We start from the raw sequence: 23,305 nt of genomic DNA, 5'->3' as shown, positions 1-23,305 counted from the left end.
TAGGGGCGGGTTTTGACTGCGGACTGCGGGTTAAGGCTAAACAAGCTGCAAGCTTTCAGATGTCAGCAAATTCTAAAACAAAAACACACAGACCAAACCGCTCTTGAACTGACTGATCGCTTGCAGCTGAGAGCTGACAGCTTCCCCCTCCCCCTTTGGTACTACTACACACCCTGATTTGCCCTATATCCGTCGATTTCCAAAACGATTTCTGTTAAAACACTAGTCTGTCTTACGTATGAGATCACAAAACTATAATGACTAATGTATTCGCTCAGCAATTGAACGTATTAATCGCAGATGATCACCCCCTTTTCAGGCAGGCGTTGGCTGAGGCTTTGTCTCAAACGGAAATGAGTATCAATATTGAGCAAGTGCAAACCTTGGCAGATACGTTGGCTCGTGTCGATCAAGGCGATATTGATTTACTGCTACTCGATTTAAAAATGCCTGACTGCGTTGGCCTAATGGGCCTAATTGAGTTGCGGGAAAAGCACCCAGAAACATCGGTTGCGGTGGTGACGGCTAATGAATCTCCGCAAACAATGCTTAAAGTGAAAGCTGCTGGTGCAATTGGTTATATCATTAAATCAATGGAGCTTGAGTCTCTCGTGAGTGCTTTAAAGCAACTTCTTGATGGATATGCCTACTTTGCTTTAGAAGGCGATGTTGATGAAGATGAAATTAACGAAGATATCGATGCCATGAAAAAGCTTGGCTCACTAACGCCTAAGCAGCAACATGTGTTAAGTCTAATATCGAAAGGTTTTCTAAATAAACAGATCGCCTTTGAATTGAATATCAAAGAAACTACGGTTAAAACGCATGTGTCTGAGATATTTCGAAAATTAGGCATATATAACCGCACACAAGCCGCTATTTTTAATCAATACTTAAACGTTATCGATTAGGAAATAAAACCTTCATGACGCAAGCACCGCTTTCAGATAAAGAACGATACGCCACCATCACAAGAGTCAACTGGGTTTGCTCCATTGTTGATGCGTTATTGTCTGTGCTAAAACTAAGCGTGGGGTTTTTAACTCGCTCGCCCGCACTAATTGCCGATGGCGTACACAGTTTAAGTGACCTAGCGACCGATATTCTGGCGCTCATCTTAGGTAATCTCGCACAACATGGGCCAGATGAAGATCACCCTTATGGGCATGCTCGGTATGAAACGGTTGGTACGGTGGCACTGGGTGCTACGTTAGTCGCCGTGGCTATTGGAATTGGCTATGAGAATATTATGGCCGCTTGGCATGGTGAATCAATTACGCCGCACTGGATAGCCCTAGTCGCTGTCGCGGTATCGGTCATCAGTAAAGAAGCGCTTTTTCACTACACAATGAAACACGCCAAAGTAACTCGCTCTAACTTGCTAGAAGCCAATGCATGGCACTCTCGATCGGATAGTTTATCGTCGGTTGTGGTGTTTTTCGGTATTCTAGGTGCCATGGCTGGCTACCCTATTGTTGAATATGTAGCTGCCTTGGGTGTCGCGATCTTAATTGGTAAAATGGGTATAGAATTAACTTGGGATGCCTCACAAGACTTAGCCGACCGTGGCGTTATACCTGAAAAAGTTGATGCCTACCGCTCCACTCTGTACACCTCTGATGCCGTTGATGATGTACACATGATCCGCACACGCCTAATGGGCAACAACGTCTTTATTGATGCTCATATTCAAGTTGACCCACATTTAACTGTCTCCGAAGCACACCAACTCAATGATTTTACCGCTGCAAAGCTCAAGAAAAAGCACGACGAGATTACCGATGTCACCTTACACATAGACTTTGAGCCAGACGGCATCGAACAACCAACGGTATTAATGCCAAAGCGTAAACCTCTAGAAGAAGCCTTAGCAGAAACCAACTTTAAAGGCTACAAACGCTGCTATCTACACTACAAGGGCACTCAACTGAGTGTTGAACTTCTGTACGCAAAAGACACAGATATCCCTGAGAATCATCAGCAAATAGCTCAAGAGTTGATGGAGCGGTTTGAATGGTTGGCGGGGGTTGAGGTTTTTAAAGAAGGTTAGTTGTGGGTTGTGGGCTGCGGGAAAAACATAATGTCAAAACATTTTAATATGTTTAAAGTCTTTTACATGCAGCCCGAAGCTAGAAGCCAGCGGCTGCTTAACGCAGCCGTTCCAAAATCAATCAATCACTACATTGATCATGTCAGTCGCTACTACGCTACCTACTTCGTCTAATACTTCTACGACCCATTCTCCATCCCATTCTGGTAACAGCTGCTTAGAACTGTATACGCGCCAGCGTGGGCCACCTACGTTGAAGGTGACGTCTGCCATTTGGTTGCCGTTAAAACTCCAACGGTGGGTGACAACCGTTCCTTCAAAATTACTTAGTTCAGTAAAGTAGAACAGCGGGCTTACATTCATGGCGTCGGTTAATGCATCGACGGGTTCACGGTTTTCAATAGCTGAAGCAAATTGGTGTCGGGCGACTTCTGCATCTGCCGCGAAGGCAATTGACGCGGAAAGCGCGATTAAGGTAATGAGTATTTTTTTCATGCTGATTCCTTTTGGGTTGTTTTAATCAATGACCATTGTAGACGATCACCGAAAAAATGTGACATCAACCACCAGATTAAGGTGTTTTCAAGCAAAAGGAAATATAGCCGCCATGAATACAGCGGCTGAACTAAGGCGAGACCTTTAATTAGAGGCGGCTAGGTACTTACGGCCCTTGCCAGTTATAAACCAGCGGGTGCCCTTTTTACTGAGTACTTTGCCTGCTAAATCACGTGCGACCACAATTCCTAAGGTTTTCGATAAGGTGTGTTCATCTAGGCTAGTTTCAGTTTCTAAGCCTTTTAGTGAGCGGAAAATATAACGGCCATTACCTAAGGCAGCCAAGACATTTTGTGTGGTTACATCTAACTCTTCTTCTGGCGCTAACGGCTTTAGCTCGCCACTGTCATCAGATTCAGTTTCCATTTCGAGCATTGGTTCTAATTCACGCTGTAATAAGCGCAATTCAATTAGAGTTTCTTCGGCTTTATCTTTGGCTAGCTGGACATCCTGCTTCATACGCTGAGTAACCGTACTCATACCGTAGCGACTTGCCCATGCCGCAATCAAACAGTAACCAGCAAAGATCAATAACCCACTCGGGTCGCCTAGACTCGTGTCAATAAGGTCACTGCCAACAATATACAAGATAATTGGGACTAAGAAAGCGCCTGCCAAACCACCCATAATTGACCGGGGCATACTCGAATTTTCAGTGTCTACTTGTACTTGCATGTAGTAGTTCAATAGTCCACCAAAAACACCTGCCATTAAAATAATAATGACTAAAATAAACATGTGGTTTGCCATAAAAGCCTCACTCAAGGTTATTCTTACCAGAAAGGTGTTTTTGACACCTGACCATAAATTAAGCAAAAGACTAGCCAGTTAGACTAGAAATGTATAGTAATACATGAAGTATCGTTACAAAACACTACGTTTTTACTCTTCTACCGTCGGCTCAAGCATCGTAGTTTCTTCTGTTGCACTGGTATCGCCTTGTTTCAAGGCTCGAATACGCATCACAATAGTCAAAGCGACTATCGCAAAGGTACCCGCAATTATGGCTTTTGCCATCCCTGAAAGCATGGCTAAGGCAGATTGAGGACCTAAATCTAAGAAATCAAAGGCGGCAACAATAATCATCGGGGCGACATAAGGTTCTGGCTCTGTGCCAAACCATGGTGTTAGCACCACACATAAATAAAGCCAGATTAACCACCAGCCTAACGGCCGCCATGGTAGCTTGGTACTCAATTTCCACATAACAATTAAGAAACCCAGAACTCCGATACCATAGGCCAAGGCTGCATTCCAATATAAGTCTTGATAAATCATTCTAAAACCTTTTCAACTATTGAGGAGCAATGACATAGTTTTGCCATTCTTCTTCGGCGATCTCATGATCGCGCACTAAATCTAAAGATGTAACCGATACGTTAACCGCGTGTATTCGCTGAGGGTCACCACACACAAGCGGATGCCAAGACGGCAATGGCTTACCTTCTGCGATGAGGCGATAAGCGCAGGTCGATGGCAACCAAAAAAAAGAATCAACATCATCAGGGGTTAACCAAACACAATTTGGCACCAATTTTTGCCGGTTTTCGTATTCTGAGCAGCGACATTCATCGGTCATATATTGGCAAACGACGGATGTGTAATATACCGAATCGTCTTCTTCGTCTTCAAGTTTTTGCAGGCAGCACTTACCACAGCCGTCACAAAGTGATTCCCACTCCGACTTGCTCATTTGCTGTAAGGTTTTTTTCTGCCAAAATACTTGATCTGCCATAGCCTATTCTCTCGATTTTTTAAGATCAGCTAATAAGTCTTCTTTTGGCGGGGGCATTTGCAAGTAAAACCCCTGCTCTATTATTTTTTCTAGTACTTTTTTTGCATCGACACGCGCTAATTTTTTGTCGTCTGTCAGCAACATATCGAAAGCATGCATGGGCTTGCCAAACAATTCTTTTAATGCGTCCGGTAATTCTTTTACACCGACTTTTTTGGCTACGTATAAATAGGTTTCGGCATTTTTACTCGACCGATAAACACTGACAACTTCACGCATGCTCTAGTCCTTGCCATTGTTTTAATAGTATCGCAGTGATGGGTTCAACTAAAAATAGCTTGCGCCAGCCTAAAAAGAATTCAGGGACACTGTACTCGCCAGTTCGGCAACCACTGCGCACCCAAGCCTCAAGCAACTTTCGCCGCGCCAGCGCATCAACTGGAATGTTGTTCTGTTCGGCAATTTCAGTGACCTTAGCTTTAATTTCTTTATAAATATCTGCCTGGTCGGCTGGTAATGGGCCATCTATTAGCGTGGGCCACGCATCTTTGCGGGCATTTTCAGCTTGCTGAACAAAGGTCACTATATTGGAACCATATAGGCGAATTTTGCGTGAAGGCAGTTTAACTTTTTGCTGTAATTCTGCAGTGCGAGCTGGCATTTTTTCGGCAATCGCCATCAACTCTTTATCTTGCAATATACGGCCACGATTAACATCTTGGCTACGGGCTAGCTCTTCTCGCCATTGCGCTAATAATTGCAACGTAAGCAAGCGCCCACCTTTTAGCTTCCAGCCACCACGCATTTTTTGATAGTAGTCGCTTGGTTTAACGGTATTGGGTTGTGCTTGACGCTGGCTGTCTTCTTGCGCCCACTCGTATCGCCCTTGTTGATCTAAACGCTCTTTAAGCTTGTGGTATGCCTTGAACAACCAATAAACATCTGCAGCGGCGTATTGACATTGAATTGTCTCTAACGGGCGTTTTAACCAATCTGATCGAGTCACCTCTTTGGCAAGTTCTTGATCGCATAATGCTTCGATTAACTTGGCGTAACTCATTTGCTGCGGGTAATCTAACAAACTTGCGGCAATTTGAGTGTCAAATACGTTTACCAAGCTGCAACCTACTGCACATTGAATGACTTCAACATCTTCTGACATTGCGTGTAAAACTTTAACAATATTGGCGTTTGTCAATAAATCTGCAAATGGTCGCCACTTGGTTATGGTTAGAGGATCTATAAGCCAAGTTTGTTCTTCGATGCCTATTTGGATTAAACCAATTTGTGGGTAGAAGGTATCGGTACGGATAAACTCGGTATCAAGTGCAATTACCTTAGCTTGTGACCATTGTTTTACACTGGCTGCTAGCTGTTCATCGCCCAATACCCATTGATAATTCTCAATCATGTTCAAAGCCTATGGTTTGTTTATTGGCCAACGCATCTGCGATGACTCGGCTATCGGCTTTATCGAGTGAGCCACTTTTAAACTGAGCAAAGCGAACTCGCGAACAGGCGATCGATGCCTTTTTTAACTGCTCACTAATAAAATAAGCAGTCGCATCAGATTCCATTTGATCATCTAAGGCGAGTAAAACTTCGGTGACTTTACTGTCAGGCGCATTAACAAGGTCAAGCAATTGCCATATACCTAGCTGCTCGGGACCTATGCCATCGATGGGCGATAATGCACCATGTAGCACAAAGTAACGGCCTTTAAAGTGACCTGATAACTCTAAACCCTCTTTGTCTGCATCACTTATAACAACACAGACGGTTGAGGTTTCACGTTCTGTATTTGCACAAATATCGCATTGCTCCGATTCTGTGAGCGTGCGACAGGTAGGACATTTTTTCACTGCTGCCAAAGCAGTTTCTAACGCCACAGATAAATTGCGGGCTTCCTCAGGGGCTCGTTCTAGCAGATGTAATGCTAAACGTTGCGCTGAGCGTAACCCGATGCCCGGCATTAACTGCAGGGCCTTAATTAGGTTTTCTGTTGACGGCGTGAACGACATAAAAGTCCTTAGAATGGTAAGTTCATGCCCGGAGGTAAGTTGAGACCACCGGTCACTGAAGCCATCTTATCTTTACTGACCGCTTCAACTTTACGTACAGCATCGTTTACCGCCGCAGCTAATAAGTCTTCTAGTAAATCTTTGTCTTCAGACATCAGCGAATCGTCTAAGGTAACCGATTTTACATCGTGCCGACCATTCATAAGCACTTTAACTAAGCCTGCGCCAGATTCGCCTGTTACTTCAGTATTGGCGACTTCTTCTTGCATGGCTTGCATCTTTTCTTGCATTTGTTGGGCTTGCTTCATTAAGCCACCCATTCCACCTTTCATCATTGCTTAGGCTCCTGTCGGAATTGGACTAAAGTTAGGTTCAACTGAGCTCTCTTCGAGCTCGGCTTGGTAATTAGCGATTAACTGAGCAACAAAACCGTCTTGCAGTAACTCGGTTTTTGCAACGGACTTAGCGCGGTATATTATTTCATCGACCCAGCGTTGCGGGGTGTGTTCCACTGGCCCGAAGTCGTAACTCAGGTACTGGCACTGTGGGATCCACTCTTGAATCGCTTGTAACAAACGCTCGCAATGGCTCTCGTTCATTATCTTCTTATAATTGGGTGAAATGGTAATTTTTAAAGTGCCTTCGGCAAAGCCTTGCCATTGGCTATGGGCAAAAACAGTTTTAGTCATACCCGACAACCCCATGCGGTGCAAAGTTACTTGCCACCAAAATACAGGGGCTTGATCAAAATTAGTCTCTGGCCATGTCGCTGGGTTTTCTTGCGTTGGCAATATGACATCAGCGCTATCATTTAAAAGCGAGCTCGGCTCTAGCTGCTGAATGGCCTCAACAGGCTGGCTTACTGGTTTAGTTTCAATAACATCATTCGTATCGTGAACAGGTGGCGCTACTGCTTCTTCTAATTTCGGCTCAATTTTACTGGGTACTTGAGCTTCGAGAGTCGACTCTGCCGTTTCTTCCCAAGGCGGTGTCTCATCAGCTCTGGTCACTGTAGGCGATGGTGCGATGGCTACTGACGGAGTTGCATCGACTACTGCAACAGACTCAATGACTGGCTCTGTAACGGGCACCGGTTCTGGCTCAGCAGCAACAGGTTCTTCTGCCGTCGCCACCGTATCAGGCTTTGGGGCTTGGCTCTGCGATGCCTCTTGGTTCTCATGCGCTACAGTCGTAAGTTGAGCGGGCTGCGCTGTTAACGTCGGCAGCTCACCAATATTGGCGGCTGGCGTTTGACTAAAGGCCAACATGCGTAACAATGACATTTCAAAGCCTGCACGTTCACTTGGCGCCATGGCCATTTCTGGTTTGGCTTTTATGGCTATTTGGTAATAAAGATGAACATCTTCGGGGGCGGAGTTCTGTGCCAGTAGCAATAAGGCATCGCGATCACCCTTTTGGTTATCTATCGCGGCTGGCGCCGCTTGCGCAATGGCAACCCGATGTAAGGTTGAAAGTAGCTCTGTCATTAACGCTTGATAATCGGGCGCGTGATCGTCCACTTCTTGCACCAAGGCCATAATGGCATCAATATTTTTCTCAAATAATAATTGAGTGAGCTTCAAGACCCGCTTTAAATCAACGGTGCCGAGCATAGAAGCGACTTCAGCTTCTTTTAATTGCCCTTCTCCAAAGGCAATGGCTTGATCCGTTAAACTAAGCGCATCACGCATACTGCCTTGAGCAGATTCGGCAATAGACCAGAGCGACGCATCATCAAATCCGACTTTTTCGACCGCTAAAATATGTGATAAATGCTGAACAATATGCTCGCGTGACATGTTTTTTAAATTGAACTGCAAGCAGCGCGATAAAACTGTTACCGGTAATTTTTGCGGATCGGTTGTGGCGAGCAAAAATTTTACGTGTGCTGGCGGCTCTTCTAAAGTTTTTAGTAGCGCGTTAAAGCTGCTGGTGGAGAGCATGTGTACTTCGTCTATAAGATAAACTTTAAAACGTCCGCGCGTTGGTGCGTATTGGACGTTTTCTAGCAGTTCACGGGTATCTTCAACTTTGGTACGGCTGGCCGCATCGACCTCAATTAGGTCAACAAAGCGCCCTTCTGCAATTTCAGTACAGGCAGAACAAACGCCACAAGGATTAGAGCTAACGCCTTCTTCACAATTTAAGCTTTTTGCGACTAAGCGCGCAATAGTGGTTTTACCGACCCCTCGAGTACCGGTGAATAAGTAGGCATGGTGCAATCTTTGTTGGTCGAGTGCATTCATGAGGGCGCGTAATACGTGCACTTGGCCAACCATCTCTTTAAAGGTAGATGGACGCCATTTCCTTGCTAAAACCTGATAAGACATAAGGGATTGATCATCAACTTAACTAAAGTGCCTATCGTAACTTTGATTCACGATTGTCGCCACCTTTGATACAGCCAATTTGATAAAAATACAGAAGAAACAGAGAGTTAGGAGGAGAGATTGGGTGGCGACCCTACCAGCCACACCCCGGCACACAAATCAGACGCTACCGTTGCTCCCTTCCGGGCCTGGCGGGGTTTACGTCGTCTTGTTGCGAGGGGACCGGCAAGATCACCATAACGAGCGCGGCATTATCCACATTCTTAGAGAAATGGCAACAGTATCGTCGTTGCTTAATCGCATTTAGTCCCCTAGAAAGTCGGTGGCTGTGCCGAGGTAGTGCAAAAATTGGGGCGCCGTAAAACCATCCATGGTGGCTCGTCATTGGCATCCATGCCAATGAACGCCCTATTTTTACACTACCTCGGCACAGTTGTATTTTTTGAAACTGATTTAGACTTTAAAGCGGGTTAATTTTTAGTTAAATTGCAGAAACAACTGAATCATTAGGGCTTTTATTGATCTAACTTAAGTATGCACTCGTATAAAAACAAGAATAATGAAAAATTTAAGGACCATTAGCTCATGAACACCATCATAGAACGGCTGCAGACGACGTTTAACGCGTTAAATAGAGACACCATTGATGGTGATTTATTAGACAAACTCTACAGCGAAGATATTCGCTTTCAAGACCCGCTGCACGAGTACCAATCTATCAATTCATTGAAAGGTTACTTTAAGCGACTGTATAAAAACGTCGACAGCATATCATTTAAATATGGCGATACAGAAGCCAGTGACGTTGGCGGTTTTGTCACCTGGGAGATGACCTTTTTAAACAAAAGTTTTAATAAGGGAAACCCGGTTATTGTCAACGGTGTATCTCACTTAAAATTCCGCGATGGCAAAATATGTTCACACCGAGATTATTTTGACAGCACCCACATGATTTTTGATCACGTTCCAGTACTTCGTGCTGTGATTCGTTACATAAAAAACAAACTGTAAGGCTCCCTCATGACACGTAAAAAAATTGCTATTATTGGTTCGGGTATAGCCGGTTTAACAACGGCTGCGAAATTACACCCCGTTCACGACATACATGTTTTTGAGAAAAACGCGGTTATTGGTGGCCACACCCATACTGAACACGTCAAAATTAATGAGCAAAGCTTTGCCATCAACACTGGCTTTATTGTTTACAACGATTGGGTCTATAAAAACTTTAATGAATTAATGGAACCGCTAAATTTAAAGCGCATTCCAACTGAAATGAGCTTTTCAATTAAAGATGATGTGACGGGCTTAGAGTATAACGGGCATAATTTAGATACCTTGTTTGCACAACGGCGAAATTTACTGTCGCCGTCATTTTACAAGATGATTAAAGACATTCTTAAATTTAATCGAGAGAGCATCGAAGACTATAATGCTAACCGCATTCCTGATTCGCTGTCGCTAGCAGAGTACTTTAAGCAAAAGAAACTGGGTAAAATGTTTATCACCAAATACATTGTACCTATGGGTGCAGCAATTTGGTCAAGTGGGGAAGCCGATATGCTCAATTTCCCTGCTTTATTTTTCATTCGTTTCTTTAAAAACCATGGCCTATTGTCTGTCAAAGATAGGCCTCAATGGTATACCTTAGATGGAGGTTCAGAAGCTTATTTAGAACCCCTTACAGCACCGTTTAAAGATAAGATAACAACATCGGCTCAAATAAAATCGGTAGCTCGTCATGATGATTACGTTGAGATAATAATGGAAAATAATGACTGCTTACCGTTTGACGAAGTCGTTTTTGCCTGCCACAGCGACCAAGCGCTTTCATTGTTGGCGAAACCTAGCCCAGAAGAACAGGCTATTTTAGGTGCAATTCCCTATACCTCAAATGAAGTGATCTTACATACCGATGAAACTTTACTGCCAAAGCGTAAAAAAGCCTGGGCGGCCTGGAATTATCATTTAGGGGCAGACAAAACCGCTCCAGCAAGCTTAACTTATAATATGAACCTATTACAAAGCATCGAAAATGCACCGGTCACTTTTTGTGTTACGCTGAACCGAACGCACCTTATTAACCCAGACAAAATTATTGGTCGATACCAATACGATCACCCTGTTTTTGGAGCGGATTCAGAAAACGCTCAAGCGCGCTATCATGAAATTGGCAATAAAAACCGCACTCACTATTGCGGTGCTTATTGGTTTAACGGCTTCCATGAAGATGGTGTAAATTCTGCCCTACGGGTGGTTACAGACATCGCTTTGGCCGATTCAACACACCAAACTCTAAAGCAGCCAGAGATGAGTGAAGCCTAATGATAAAAAATAGTCGCCTTTATACAGGCTGGGTAAGGCATCGACGCTTTAGCCCCAGTGAGCATAATTTTAAATATAAAGTATTCATGCTTTATTTAGATTTAGACGAACTTGACACAGTTTTCGCAATATCAAAGCTGTGGTCTATTAATAAATGGAACTGGCAGAGCTTTCATAGAGAAGACTATTTTAAAGGCAACAACAAAAACCTCAAAGAGTCCGTCATTGACCACATTGCAAAAAATACAGCCGTTAAAGCAAATCAAATTGCTCGTGTTTGCATGCTAACAAACTTAAAGACTCTGGGTTTTTCAATGAATCCTGTGACTTTTTACTACGCTTTCGATAAGCATGATCAATTAATTACCATCATGCCAGAAATAACCAACACACCTTGGGGTGAACGAGATCAGTATTTACTATCGACACAACCAGAGCCACAAGCTGGAATGGTGACGCCTCTTGAGTATTCGCCTAAGAAATTTCGCTACGTACTGCCCAAAAAGTTTCATGTATCACCATTCAACCCCTTAGATATGCAATATGACTGGCGCTTTACTGTGCCAAGTGAACTCACACAAACCATTCACTTAGCAAATTATAAAGACAATATAAAAGTATTCGATGCAACTATGGCTTTAGAACCAACAGAAATAAATGCTAAAAATATTCGCAATACACTGATCCAGTTTCCAGCAATCACCGTAAAAGTAGCTGTTGGTATTTATTTGAATGCTTTAATACTTTGGCTAAAGAAAATGCCATTTTATCGCCATCCTAAAAAGCTATAAAAAGGAATCTAAACGATGACCATGGCTAACTCGCTAAAAAATGAATCTCAAGGCTTGTCCTTTAAAATATGCAAGAAAATTTTAGATAACCTTAACCATGGTTCCTTGTCTTTATCATTCAATCAACAAGTTTATGTATTTGGTGATATAGATGATCAAGGCCCACATGCTAGTGTTAATATCCATGACAAAAAGGTCTTCACGAGATTCTTACTTGGCGGCACTATCGCCGCAGGTGAAACCTACATGGAAGGCTTATGGGATAGCCCGAATTTATCGACACTCACGCAATTATTTTCAGCTAATATAGCGCGATCTTCGACGAAACGCTCTTGGTTAGAAAAGCCAACTCAGCTTGCCCTGCGTGTTGCCAACAAAGTGACAGAAAACAGCTTGCGCGGTTCACGCAAAAACATTAAGGCGCATTACGATTTAGGTAATGACCTTTTTGAAAATTTTCTAGACCCTAGCATGATGTATTCAAGCGCAATTTACCCATCCAAAGAAGCAACCTTAGAGCAGGCGCAACAGTACAAATTACAACGTATATGCCAGAAGCTCGATTTAAAGCCAACCGATCACTTATTAGAAATAGGCACCGGCTGGGGCGCTATGGCTATTTATGCCGCTCAGCACTACGGCTGCAATGTTACCACAACTACCTTATCAGATGAGCAGTTCAGCTTAACGCAAGAGCGGGTTCGTGCTTTAAACTTAGAAGATCAGATAACCCTTTTAAAAACTGACTATCGAGAACTAAGCGGCCAGTTTGATAAAGTTGTCTCTATAGAGATGATCGAAGCCGTTGGTCATGGTTTTATGCCTGGCTACTTCAAAAAAATAGACCAACTGCTTACCCCAAAGGGCGTCGCATTGTTGCAGTGCATTACGATTGCCGACCAGCGATATGAGCAATATCGTCAATCTGTCGATTTTATTCGTAAATACATATTTCCCGGCGGCCACCTTCCATCAGTTTCAGTAATACACACTCATATTGCTCAACAGACCTCTATGCTGGTGACCCATTTTGAAGACATTTCGTTACATTATGCTAGAACCCTACACGACTGGGATAAAGCTTTTGTTGAAAACTACGCTAAGCTACCTTCGGAAAAGTATGACGAACGCTTCTTTCGGATGTGGCGATATTACTTGGCTTATTGCGAAGGTGGTTTTAAAGAGCAAGCCATCGGCACTCATCAGATTGTATTTACCAAGCCCCAATTTCATAAAGAATGGACCGCTATTGTTCGATAGAAAGCAACTCCAATAGGTCATAATTCAACCAGAAGCAATCAAGTACAGCGAAAATGGCAAAATTAGCAGTGTTCTATACTGGAAAACCCCACTGCTTCCTGCTTTACTAATAAACGCCTACAAATGAGAGTTGATATCGCTATTTCATTCCTGACCCTATTGAAAGACTATAAAACTAAAATAAGCCAAAATCTTATTTGGAAGCTTTCTCTTGCCTGTCTTCTAACGACCATCACGATCAGCATATATATAACGGTGTCAGATACTTTTTCTGAGATCAACAAACAAGAAATAGTCCTTAACGATGAACTTGACCGGTTATTGATGTCTTCACGAAACCCAGCCAAGATAGCGATCCTCAATTTTGATGAAACCCTCGCAAAGGAAGTGATTTTAGGGTTGTTATTAACGGGTTATATAAAAGAAGTTGCAATCATTGATGATTATGGCAGTGTACTGTCGACCCATCGAAAGTCTGATATGAGCACCGAAGAGAGCGCTGTTTTAACTTATCTTCTAGGTGAAAAAGACCGCGAAAAATCACTCGATATTAACATCTCCATTTCAAATACCAAGTCGGTTGGTGAGCTGAGAATAAAGTACAACTATCATGAGCCATTCATTGCGGCCCTAGACGAACTTAAGTTAAGAATCGCCTATATATTTTTTGGTTTATTTATTATCACATTTTTATTCTTAGGTATTTTCTATTTACTGGTTATTAAGCCACTGAGCATCCTCAAGAAAAGTGTCATTAGCTTAAATATCGAAAGCTCTGAAGCCATTCACTTGAAGCATCTTCAGAATCATAAAGATGACGAGATTGGTGAGTTAGTTAACGCATTTAACAACCAACTTAATTTCATCCACACCTTATTTGATCAAAACACCAAAGCTTTAGAGAGCACTGAAGAGTCATTCAGCAGCCTTCAAGCTTTAATCGAAGCTCTTCCACATCTCATTATTGTGAAATCTCTGCAAAATACCGTACTGTTCGTCAATAATGCTTTTGTTAGGGAGTTTGGCTACTCCGCAGAAGAACTTCTCGGTAAAAATTTAGATAACGTTATTTATGCTAACAACAGCAGTACAAAGCAAGTGATGGACGATGCTGATGAAGAAGCGTTCTCCACTCAACAATCTGTGCTTTTGCCTGAAGTAACCTGGCAAATTAAAAATGGCGGTTATATCACAATTGAAATGCGGAAAATTGCAATTCAATTTCGTGGAATTCCGGCAATTTTAACCGTGGGTGTTGATATAACTGAACGCAAGGAGCACCAAGCACGAATTCAACATATGGCGTATCACGACTCTCTGACCAACCTTCCTAATCGTCATCTATTTATTGATCGACTAGAGCAAGCACTACTGCGCTCACAAAGAAGCCAAAAGTTTGGTGCACTTATTTTTGTCGATTTAGATAATTTCAAAGAAGTAAATGATGCCAAAGGCCATTTTGCAGGTGACACCCTTCTAACCAACATAGCAAACCGATTAAAAGACGTGTTCCGCGAAGAAGACACCGTTGCGCGACTGGGTGGCGATGAGTTTGTAATTTGTATGACCGATTTAGGCAAAACAGTTGAAGAAGCAAAAGTCATCGCAAAAGATCGTGCCGAAAGACTACTGTTGTCACTTCGAGACCCCTTTAATATTCAGGGGTTAACTATGAAACTTGGTGCCAGCTTAGGGATCACTTTTTTCAATAACCACCAAATATCTGCTTCAGAATTACTTGGCCATGCTGACATGGCCATGTACAAAGCAAAAGAAGCCGGTAAAAACCAAATTAAATTCTTCGAAGATTCAATGGCTGAATCTATTGCACGTCTGACGGAGCTGAAAGAAGACAGCCGCCGCGCGCTAGATGAAGGAGAGTTTTACTTGGTTTATCAACCTCAATTGAATGCGAAGACAAACAAAATTATTGGCGCAGAAGCACTGTTGCGTTGGAACCACCCAGTGAAAGGCTTAATATCCCCAGCAGAGTTTATACCTCTGTTGGAAGATATTGAGTTAATGCCTGAAGTTGGCGAAATGGTGTTAAAAACAGCACTGTGCCAGACGCAACGTTGGATGATGCAAGAGCGAATTGACGATACTTTTAAAATTTCAATCAACGTCAGCCCACAACAGTTCAGAATGTCTGACTTTCCAAAAGTGGTGAGCGATATTATAGAGTCGTTCGAAGTCCCGCCTTATATGGTCGATCTTGAAATAACCGAATCGATGATTATTGATAATATTGATTACACCGTTGCTGCCATGAAAGAGTTACGTTCTACAGGCGTCCATTTCTCCATCGATGATTTCGGAACCGGCTATTCAAACCTTAACTATTTGAAAAAATTACCCCTAGACGTACTCAAGGTAGATCAATCTTTTGTACGCGACATTCAAAGCGATCCAAACGACACGGCCATTGTTAGAACAATTCTCGCGATGGCCAGGCAGTTAAACCTAAGAACCGTAGCTGAAGGCGTTGAAACACCCGATCAGTTAACTATGTTACAAGAAATGGGGTGTCATGTTTATCAGGGTTATTTATACTCCCCGCCGCTTAAGCCAGCTGATTTCGAACAGCTTATCCCTATTGATTCACAAGATATAGAAACCTAATGACTTACTCGGTAAAAGAAATGTTTTATACCCTTCAAGGCGAAGGTTTCCACAGCGGCCGGCCTGCTGTTTTTTGTCGTTTTACAGGCTGCAACTTATGGAGCGGCCGCGAACAAGACCGCGCCACGGCTGTTTGTAGCTTTTGCGATACCGACTTTATTGGCACCAACGGTCAAAACGGCGGGAAATTCAAAACGGCACAAGATTTAGCGACTCAAATTCGTGAGTTTTGGCCAGACGACAGCAAGGGGTTTGTTGTTTTTACCGGAGGTGAACCCGGATTACAGCTAGACGATGAGCTAATAGAGGCAATGCATCAGCAGAATATCGAATGTGCCGTTGAATCAAACGGTACTTTACCCCTACCTAAAACCTTAGATTGGGTATGTATTAGCCCGAAGGGTACATCTACTGTAGTTATAGAGGAATGCGATGAATTAAAGCTCGTGTTTCCACAAGAAGGCGCCACTCCAGAGCGATTTAACTCGATAAAAAGCAAATATCGCTACTTGAGCCCTATAAATGACTGGACACAGGCCACCTTATTTCCTGCACAGCACCCAGCAACAAAAGCCTGTATAGACTATTGTTTAGCGCACCCTAGCTGGTCACTCAGTTTACAATCACATAAAATTATCAATATTGACTAACAATAATGTCAAATGATGAAATTGCAAACCAACATTCACCAGCTGAATGACAAATATCGATACCATACACTTAACTTTTTGCCTCTGACCAACTACACTCAGGCCAAGTTTAAAACCAGCTACATTCAGTGGTGGACTAGGTTTAACGACCATTTACTGAATCTCATTATGGAGAGACACCCGTGCTAGAAGCTTACCGTAAACACGAACAAGAACGAGCCGATCTAGGTATTCCTGCAAAACCCCTTGATGCAGAGCAAGTGACTGCCTTAGTCGAGCTTTTAAAGAATCCTCCTGCCGGCGAAGAAGCCTTTATCAAAGATTTATTAGTTAATCGTGTACCACCTGGTGTTGATGAGGCGGCGTATGTCAAAGCCGGCTTCTTAAGTGCTATTGCAAAAGGTGAAGTAACCTGCCCGTTGATTGATAAAACCGAAGCGGTACACATTTTAGGTACCATGCAAGGCGGCTATAACATTGAGACAATGGTTTCTATGTTAGATGACAGCGAACTGGCTGAAACAGCTGCAGAAGAACTAAAGCGTACGCTTTTAGTATTTGATGCATTCCATGATGTAGATGAAAAAGCCAAAGCAGGCAACGCTGCGGCTAAATCGGTTATGCAATCTTGGGCAGATGCCGAATGGTTCACCAACAAGCCTGCAGTTCCTGAAAAAATCACCCTAACCGTTTTCAAAGTAACAGGTGAAACCAACACTGATGACCTTTCTCCTGCGCAAGACGCGTGGTCACGACCAGACATTCCACTACACGCTTTGGCGATGTACAAAATGGAGCGTGATGGTTTAACACCTGATAAAGCCGGCGAAATTGGTCCAATTGCACAATTAAACGCGTTGAAAGAAAAAGGCCACCCTATCGCCCTGGTAGGCGATGTTGTTGGTACCGGTTCTTCACGTAAATCTGCAACGAACTCTGTACTTTGGTATACCGGTCAAGATATCCCTAATGCGCCGAATAAGCGTTTTGGTGGTTTCTGCCTAGGTAACAAAATTGCACCTATCTTCTTCAATACGATGGAAGATGCGGGCGCCCTACCGATTGAACTCGACGTAGATAAAATGAACATGGGCGATGTGATCGACCTATACCCACACGCGGGTAAAGTTGAGATCGACGGTCAAGTTGTTTCAGAATTTGAATTAAAAACCAATGTATTACTTGATGAAGTACGCGCCGGTGGCCGTATTCCATTAATCATTGGCCGTGGCTTAACCGATCGTGCCCGTGAAGCCTTAGGCCTTGAGCCATCAACGGTTTTCCAACGTCCAGGTGCGGTCGCTGAGAGCGATAAAGGTTTTACGCTAGCACAGAAGATGGTCGGTAAAGCATGTGGTTTAGACGGTATTCGCCCTGGCCAATATTGTGAACCAAAGATGACGACTGTCGGCTCTCAAGATACAACCGGCCCGATGACTCGTGATGAACTGAAAGACTTAGCTTGCCTTGGTTTCTCGACTGACCTAGTAATGCAATCATTCTGTCACACTGCGGCTTACCCTAAGCCAGTTGACGTTGACACTCAGCATACTCTACCAGATTTCATCATGAACCGTGGCGGTGTTTCACTTCGCCCAGGTGACGGTATTATTCACTCTTGGTTGAACCGTATGTTACTACCAGACACGGTAGGTACTGGTGGTGACTCTCATACTCGTTTCCCAATGGGTATCTCTTTCCCTGCGGGTTCTGGTTTAGTTGCTTTCGCAGCAGCTACGGGTGTTATGCCATTAGACATGCCTGAATCTGTATTGGTTCGTTTCAAAGGGACACGTCAACCAGGTATCACGCTTCGTGACCTTGTTCACGCGATTCCATACCAAGCGATTCAAGACGGTCACCTGACTGTTGAGAAGAAAGGTAAGAAAAACGTTTTCTCTGGCCGTGTTTTAGAAATTGAAGGCTTAGATGAGTTAACCGTTGAGCAAGCGTTTGAATTGTCCGATGCTTCTGCAGAACGTTCAGCTGCGGGTTGTACCATTACCCTTTCTGAAGACTCTGTTGCTGAATACTTGAAATCAAACGTTGTGATGTTGCGCTGGATGATTGCAAATGGCTACGGCGATGCCCGTACCCTTGAGCGCCGTGCTAAAGCAATGGAAGAATGGTTAGCAAACCCAAGTTTAATGCGTGCAGACGCAGATGCGGAATACCATACAATAATCGAGATTGATCTCAACGAAATCAAAGAGCCGGTTCTTTGTGCACCAAATGACCCAGACGATGCTCGTTTATTGTCGCAAGTCCAAGGCGAGAAAATTGATGAAGTATTCATCGGTTCTTGTATGACGAACATTGGTCACTTCCGCGCAGCCGGTAAGTTACTTGAAGCACACAACCAGCCAATTTCTACCCGTTTGTGGATCGCTCCGCCAACGAAGATGGATGAAGCTCAGTTGATGGAAGAAGGTTATTACAGCATTTTCGGTAAATCAGGTGCTCGTACTGAGATGCCAGGTTGTTCACTGTGCATGGGTAACCAGGCACGTGTTGAAGCGAAATCTACAGTGGTATCTACTTCGACTCGTAACTTCCCTAACCGTTTAGGTGATGGTGCTAACGTATTCTTAGCTTCAGCTGAACTAGCTGCAGTTTCTGCCCTAATTGGTAAGCTACCAACGCCAGCAGAATATATGGAATACGCTACTAAGATCGACAGCATGGCGAGCGATGTTTACCGCTACTTGAACTTTGACAAAATGGAAGAGTTCAGCACGGCAGCAAGTTCCGTTATTGCACGCGCTTAGGTAACAACTAGAGATTAAAAAACAGGCTTCGGCCTGTTTTTTTTGCGCTAAATATATCTGTACCATCTCGATCGGTAAGCGTTAGATCTTTGGCACTAATAAAGCCATTAGTAGCACAGGTGCAGCAATTGTTTAGCGTTGAATGAATCGATAATACACTGGTGAGCTTGGGTGCCAGATAGGCACTGTAGCAATTTTAACTTTTTGCTCAGGGTTAATACGCTCTACAGATAAGCTTTTGAAAATAGTACTTAACAATATTTTTGCTTCCATAACCGATAAATGCATTCCAATGCATTTATGAACCCCACCACCAAAAGGTATATATTGGTAGGGATGATTTTTATCTTCTTTACGCGCAAACCGGTCAGGATCAAACTCAGTTGAGTTTTCCCAGTAGTCTTTATCGCGCATGATTGCATAGATATTTATACCCGTATGAGTACCGGCAGGTATATCATAACCCCCTAATTCAATATCCTTCGATAAAAGCCTCGGTACAGTAACGATTGGTGGATTCAAACGGATGGTTTCTTTAAATATATGCTCGGTACGTTCTAATTGATTAAGTGTATCGTAGCTGAGATCGGTGACAGCGTCTGATTCCTCTTGCAAAACCCTTTGCCAATGAGGGTTTTCTGTAACTTCGAACATCAATGATGAAATAGAACTCGCTGTCGTGTCATGGGCCGCCATCATGGTAAATATTAAGTGATCAACAATTTGTTGATCTGAAAATTCGGAGCCATCCTCATCTTTAGCCGCAATCATAAAACTAACGAGATCATCTTTAGGTTCCACTCGACGCTGTTGAACTAATTGTGTAAATGCATCAACTAGAATACGCCGACCCTTAACGCCGCGATGATATCTATTATTTAGTATGGGCTTGCGCACAATCGCGAGCGTTCCTGCTACAGTATCACTAAAGGCCTTGGCAATTTGTTGGCCAAACTCGGCTTTGTAGTCCAAACCCAAAAACATTGTTAACGCTAAATCAAGCGTTCTTTCCTTAATGAATGGAAAAAAATCAACTTCGCCTTGATCTTTTAATTCCTGGCTAACAGATTCCGACCAAGCTATGATAGCCGAATAATAACTCAGCATTGCAGGTTTATTAAAACCATGCTGCATTATGCGTCGATGTGTAATATGGTTTTTACCATCTTTTAACAACAGACCATTCGGAAAAAAACTGCCCAGCGTCGGTTGCCAACCTAAGCCAGTTTGCACTGAATCAGCACTATTTTTATACAACAACTGTGCTACATCAGGCCCATCACTTCGAACATACTCAAAGCCAAATAGGTTACAACGATATGTTTTGCCATGGGACTGGGATTGCTTTTCAAAAAAACCAGGCGCATTGGCAATAAACTGCAGAGTATGTGTTAAGCGTTGATACCAAGGATCAATTGGTATATTTGTGAAATTTTTCATGTCGCCGTTCCCTATTTTTATTTTTTTGCATTAGCTAAATTTATTCTATGAAAAATAATACCAGAAAACACTGCTTTCCAATTTAGTTTTAGAGCCGTCCCAGAACGATATAGATTGGTAAGGTCACCTTTACTTCAGAACGCTTAACAGCGTTTATCTCTGTTTCAGTGATAGAACTTTGGATCAGGATTCTCTCGTATAAGTGCGATTAATTTTTCTTCTATTTGTGATTCACTAAATCGCGTCCAACCGGGTAAATATTTTTTTAAATTTATAATAATCGGGACGTTAACATAAGGCGCTACAAAGTTGAGCCCTGGGCCGTTTACTTTATTAACTTGCCCTAACTTCACTAATACTAGTCGATGATCTTCTTTAACATAAAAAACAGATTTAGCTAGGGTCATAACAACTGCAAACAATAAAACGGCAATAGAATAAAAATCGAATTTCATTGGGCATCCTTGAATTGAAACACTCTAAATATTTGGGTTTAATTAAATTTCATTTTGACTTTATGGTCTAATGGCAAACAATCAACTAGGTTTTCTTGCAATAAAAAGTACATAGCGGGCTATATCACAATAGGGTCGTTGCTCACAAAGCTCCAGCTCAGCATCAAAAACATCCTCTTCGTCATACCACTCTACAACGGTTTTTTCAGCTAGGTCTGAAAAAGAACGGATACCCGCTTGAGTCACTATTTCAAAACCTGAGGCAATAAGCCTTTGCTCTACCTCCTGCGGGTCTATGGCCGTTATAGGCGTTAAACCACCTTTCGCACCGCGTAACTGCCCTGCCATCGCTTTTGACAAGGTACCGCGCATTAAATGGCGCAGCATTAACATGTGCTTGTTGTAGACCATAAGCCCGACATAACCGCCAGGTTTCACCCAATGTTGCAATTGATCAACAACCGACATTGGGTTCTCTAACCATTCTAAAACAGCATGGATATTTACAACATCGACAGGCTGATCAGGTCGATAATCGATAATAGATGCTTGTCGAACTGTGACGCTACCTTGTTCTATTTCACTTCGACACTGAGCTTCAACATAATTGGCCATTTCACCTGATACATCAAAGTAATCTACTTTTTCAGCACCTTGTACATTAAACCAAGTAGTCATTTGCCCTAATCCACCAGCAGCATCCAACACATGCCCGCCTTGGACTAGTTCAATAGGTAAATAGCGCTGATATAAAGCGTCGATCAAACGCATGCGTAAGCGCCCTTTACGGGTACCATATATATTTTCAGAAAATCGATTGACCAGTGAGTCAAAACTTATAAAGGCCATAAAAAAATGCACTGCCACGGTTGCGGAAGTGCATTCTAATTCATTGCGCGCCTCGCTGCGAACGTTACAGATAACGAGGTGTCCGACTTACGGCGCCATTACTCAGGGTATATACGCGCTGACCTTATTTTCGCACTGTCAATAAGAAGGTCAGTATAACCACTGCCCTGACGAATTCTTATTTGAACTTGGCCATTGCGAACACTGGTGATAGTGCCAATAAAAACCTGTCCATCAGTACGTTCAATATTAATCTTTCTGTTGGAGTATCGACTGAGCTCAGACTTAGGAACACTTAGAAGCTTACGCTCTACCGAAGATGATTGGGTCGCCACTGCAGTGGCTTCATCAGTCTCAATAGACATTTTATGCGCTAGCCGCACTGCTTTCAGGTTTAACTGATCAAAGCCATCAATATTGTAACTCAAACCGGTAAGATCTAGCTTGGCATCGTTCAAGGTAAACTGTAAGTTCGACAAACTAATAAGGTCAGGTAAGGTATAATACTCAAGCTGCGAAAGCTCAAAGCCTGGTAATGGTTGCAAACTAATTTCAACTTCAACACCTGGCTGGACAAACTCTTTATAAGTTTCTTTTAAATCGAAGGCGGCATTAAAATCTAATTGTGCAAAAGCCGTTGTTACCATATCAGCATGCAAATCACGCCATTCATCGTTTGTTACTTTTGCTTTATTCGCGCAGTACTCTACTAGTTTATTATTAAAGCCATAATCGCGAACATTAAAACGCATTGTCTGTGTATTAACGTTGTCGTAGTTAAAGTTCAAGACAGATTGGAAATTTTCCATGATACTGAGCATTCCTAGCATAGTTTGCTCTGATTCTATTGCGCCCATCCCATCGATAGAAATTACCGAGGTGGTAACAAACTCATCAAGTGACATTTCATAGGTATAGCCAGTTTCAATATCCATCATCAAACTATTGAATCCTAGATCATAAAACTGCATGGGGCCCAAAGATTCTGTTTGACCACAGCCTAATGCGAACACCTGACTGAGTTTACTGTTTGGATAAAAGGCATCTGCTTGACTAAATAATGTGCGAGGAATATCGAAATCGAGACCTTGAATATCGATCATTAAGGCTTTAGGCAGTTTGCCCGCTTTTATTGAGCTTTCAAGCTTGATGGTTTCTAGGAGATTTGATGTCTTTAAACCAATACTCCCAATACTGATATTGGTTGCACTACTGGCTTCATAAAAATTTAGTTTATTGATGCTAATACGACCATCGAGGCCTATTTTAACACTTTCATAACTCGCATCGACAAAAGGACGCATACTGGTGACAATATCTTTAACTGCCTTGTCTATTTTCCATTGCATGCCAAAATAACTGGCGCCTGCAGCGACAATTAAACCAATTACTAGTGTTAGAAATACCTTTTTCATTAAACCCTAAAGCCTCGAAGTACAGTGATGTTAAGCACC

Annotated in this window: 22 protein-coding genes and 1 other RNA gene; 9 read left to right on the top strand and 14 right to left on the bottom strand. The window is 42.8% G+C overall.

Going from position 1 to position 23,305, the window contains the following annotated elements:
* The first annotated feature begins 257 nt into the window (after nt 1–257).
* Nucleotides 258–911 (top strand): response regulator, encoded by a 654-nt coding sequence (locus ACI882_RS14455; protein ID WP_411744644.1) that lies wholly within the window; start codon nt 258–260, stop codon nt 909–911.
* A gap of 14 nt (nt 912–925) precedes the next feature.
* Entirely contained in the window at nt 926–2,050 is a 1,125-nt protein-coding gene (locus ACI882_RS14450; RefSeq protein ID WP_411746435.1) for a cation diffusion facilitator family transporter, read from the top strand.
* Between the two features lie 117 nt (nt 2,051–2,167).
* On the opposite strand, the gene ACI882_RS14445 is transcribed toward ACI882_RS14450, so the two are convergent.
* From ACI882_RS14445 to ffs, 10 genes are all read right to left on the bottom strand, one after another.
* Nucleotides 2,168–2,545, bottom strand: coding sequence for a DUF2914 domain-containing protein (locus ACI882_RS14445; protein ID WP_411745182.1), 378 nt, complete (start codon nt 2,543–2,545; stop codon nt 2,168–2,170).
* Between the two features lie 144 nt (nt 2,546–2,689).
* Complete coding sequence (locus ACI882_RS14440; RefSeq protein WP_411745183.1) at nt 2,690–3,355, bottom strand: YEATS-associated helix-containing protein; 666 nt, start codon at nt 3,353–3,355, stop codon at nt 2,690–2,692.
* A gap of 132 nt (nt 3,356–3,487) precedes the next feature.
* Nucleotides 3,488–3,883, bottom strand: a complete 396-nt coding sequence (locus ACI882_RS14435) for a hypothetical protein (protein ID WP_411745184.1) — start codon at nt 3,881–3,883, stop codon at nt 3,488–3,490.
* Nucleotides 3,884–3,899: 16 nt separating this feature from the next.
* On the bottom strand, nt 3,900–4,340 hold the full coding sequence (locus ACI882_RS14430) for a YcgN family cysteine cluster protein (protein WP_411745185.1): 441 nt from the start codon (nt 4,338–4,340) through the stop codon (nt 3,900–3,902).
* A 3-nt stretch (nt 4,341–4,343) separates the two neighbouring features.
* Complete coding sequence (locus tag ACI882_RS14425; protein ID WP_411745186.1) at nt 4,344–4,619, bottom strand: YcgL domain-containing protein; 276 nt, start codon at nt 4,617–4,619, stop codon at nt 4,344–4,346.
* Nucleotides 4,612–5,751 carry a ribonuclease D gene (rnd, locus tag ACI882_RS14420; RefSeq protein ID WP_411745187.1) on the bottom strand — a complete coding sequence of 380 codons (1,140 nt, stop codon included), beginning with the start codon at nt 5,749–5,751 and terminating at the stop codon, nt 4,612–4,614. Before rnd ends, ACI882_RS14425 begins: the two co-directional genes overlap by 8 nt.
* Complete coding sequence (recR, locus tag ACI882_RS14415; protein WP_411745188.1) at nt 5,744–6,361, bottom strand: recombination mediator RecR; 618 nt, start codon at nt 6,359–6,361, stop codon at nt 5,744–5,746. Before recR ends, rnd begins: the two co-directional genes overlap by 8 nt.
* A gap of 8 nt (nt 6,362–6,369) precedes the next feature.
* The gene (locus tag ACI882_RS14410) at nt 6,370–6,696 is read right to left on the bottom strand and encodes a YbaB/EbfC family nucleoid-associated protein (protein WP_411745189.1); all 327 of its coding nucleotides are present in this window, start codon (nt 6,694–6,696) and stop codon (nt 6,370–6,372) included.
* Between the two features lie 3 nt (nt 6,697–6,699).
* A complete protein-coding gene (gene dnaX, locus ACI882_RS14405; protein ID WP_411745190.1) occupies nt 6,700–8,691 on the bottom strand; it encodes a DNA polymerase III subunit gamma/tau in 1,992 nt (663 codons plus the stop codon).
* A gap of 131 nt (nt 8,692–8,822) precedes the next feature.
* Nucleotides 8,823–8,919: signal recognition particle sRNA small type (gene ffs / locus ACI882_RS14400), an RNA gene on the bottom strand.
* Between the two features lie 357 nt (nt 8,920–9,276).
* Between ffs and ACI882_RS14395 the strand changes: the two genes are divergently transcribed.
* From ACI882_RS14395 to acnB, 7 genes are all read left to right on the top strand, one after another.
* Nucleotides 9,277–9,702, top strand: coding sequence for a nuclear transport factor 2 family protein (locus ACI882_RS14395; RefSeq protein ID WP_411745191.1), 426 nt, complete (start codon nt 9,277–9,279; stop codon nt 9,700–9,702).
* Nucleotides 9,703–9,711: 9 nt separating this feature from the next.
* A complete protein-coding gene (locus ACI882_RS14390) occupies nt 9,712–11,016 on the top strand; it encodes an NAD(P)/FAD-dependent oxidoreductase (RefSeq protein ID WP_411745192.1) in 1,305 nt (434 codons plus the stop codon).
* Nucleotides 11,016–11,807 carry a DUF1365 domain-containing protein gene (locus ACI882_RS14385; protein ID WP_411746436.1) on the top strand — a complete coding sequence of 264 codons (792 nt, stop codon included), beginning with the start codon at nt 11,016–11,018 and terminating at the stop codon, nt 11,805–11,807. Before ACI882_RS14390 ends, ACI882_RS14385 begins: the two co-directional genes overlap by 1 nt.
* Nucleotides 11,808–11,822: 15 nt before the next feature.
* A complete protein-coding gene (locus ACI882_RS14380; RefSeq protein ID WP_411746437.1) occupies nt 11,823–13,067 on the top strand; it encodes a class I SAM-dependent methyltransferase in 1,245 nt (414 codons plus the stop codon).
* 123 nt (nt 13,068–13,190) lie between these two features.
* Complete coding sequence (locus ACI882_RS14375; RefSeq protein ID WP_411748519.1) at nt 13,191–15,689, top strand: EAL domain-containing protein; 2,499 nt, start codon at nt 13,191–13,193, stop codon at nt 15,687–15,689.
* The gene (queE, locus tag ACI882_RS14370) at nt 15,689–16,339 is read left to right on the top strand and encodes a 7-carboxy-7-deazaguanine synthase (RefSeq protein ID WP_411745455.1); all 651 of its coding nucleotides are present in this window, start codon (nt 15,689–15,691) and stop codon (nt 16,337–16,339) included. The genes ACI882_RS14375 and queE overlap by 1 nt, the downstream gene beginning before the upstream one ends.
* Before the next feature lie 182 nt (nt 16,340–16,521).
* Nucleotides 16,522–19,107 (top strand): bifunctional aconitate hydratase 2/2-methylisocitrate dehydratase, encoded by a 2,586-nt coding sequence (gene acnB, locus ACI882_RS14365; RefSeq protein WP_411745456.1) that lies wholly within the window; start codon nt 16,522–16,524, stop codon nt 19,105–19,107.
* A 132-nt stretch (nt 19,108–19,239) separates the two neighbouring features.
* On the opposite strand, the gene ACI882_RS14360 is transcribed toward acnB, so the two are convergent.
* From ACI882_RS14360 to ACI882_RS14345, 4 genes are all read right to left on the bottom strand, one after another.
* On the bottom strand, nt 19,240–20,547 hold the full coding sequence (locus ACI882_RS14360; protein WP_411745457.1) for a cytochrome P450: 1,308 nt from the start codon (nt 20,545–20,547) through the stop codon (nt 19,240–19,242).
* 164 nt (nt 20,548–20,711) lie between these two features.
* The gene (locus ACI882_RS14355; RefSeq protein WP_411745458.1) at nt 20,712–21,002 is read right to left on the bottom strand and encodes a hypothetical protein; all 291 of its coding nucleotides are present in this window, start codon (nt 21,000–21,002) and stop codon (nt 20,712–20,714) included.
* Nucleotides 21,003–21,083: 81 nt separating this feature from the next.
* Complete coding sequence (locus ACI882_RS14350; RefSeq protein ID WP_411745459.1) at nt 21,084–21,851, bottom strand: methyltransferase domain-containing protein; 768 nt, start codon at nt 21,849–21,851, stop codon at nt 21,084–21,086.
* 98 nt (nt 21,852–21,949) lie between these two features.
* Nucleotides 21,950–23,266 (bottom strand): hypothetical protein, encoded by a 1,317-nt coding sequence (locus ACI882_RS14345; RefSeq protein WP_411748518.1) that lies wholly within the window; start codon nt 23,264–23,266, stop codon nt 21,950–21,952.
* Nucleotides 23,267–23,305: the final 39 nt, after the last annotated feature.

This window comes from Reinekea sp. (assembly GCF_046710285.1).
Classification (GTDB): Bacteria; Pseudomonadota; Gammaproteobacteria; order Pseudomonadales; family Natronospirillaceae; genus Reinekea.
The sequence above is the reverse complement of the archived record's forward strand: the minus strand, read 5'-3'. Positions and strand labels throughout refer to the sequence as shown.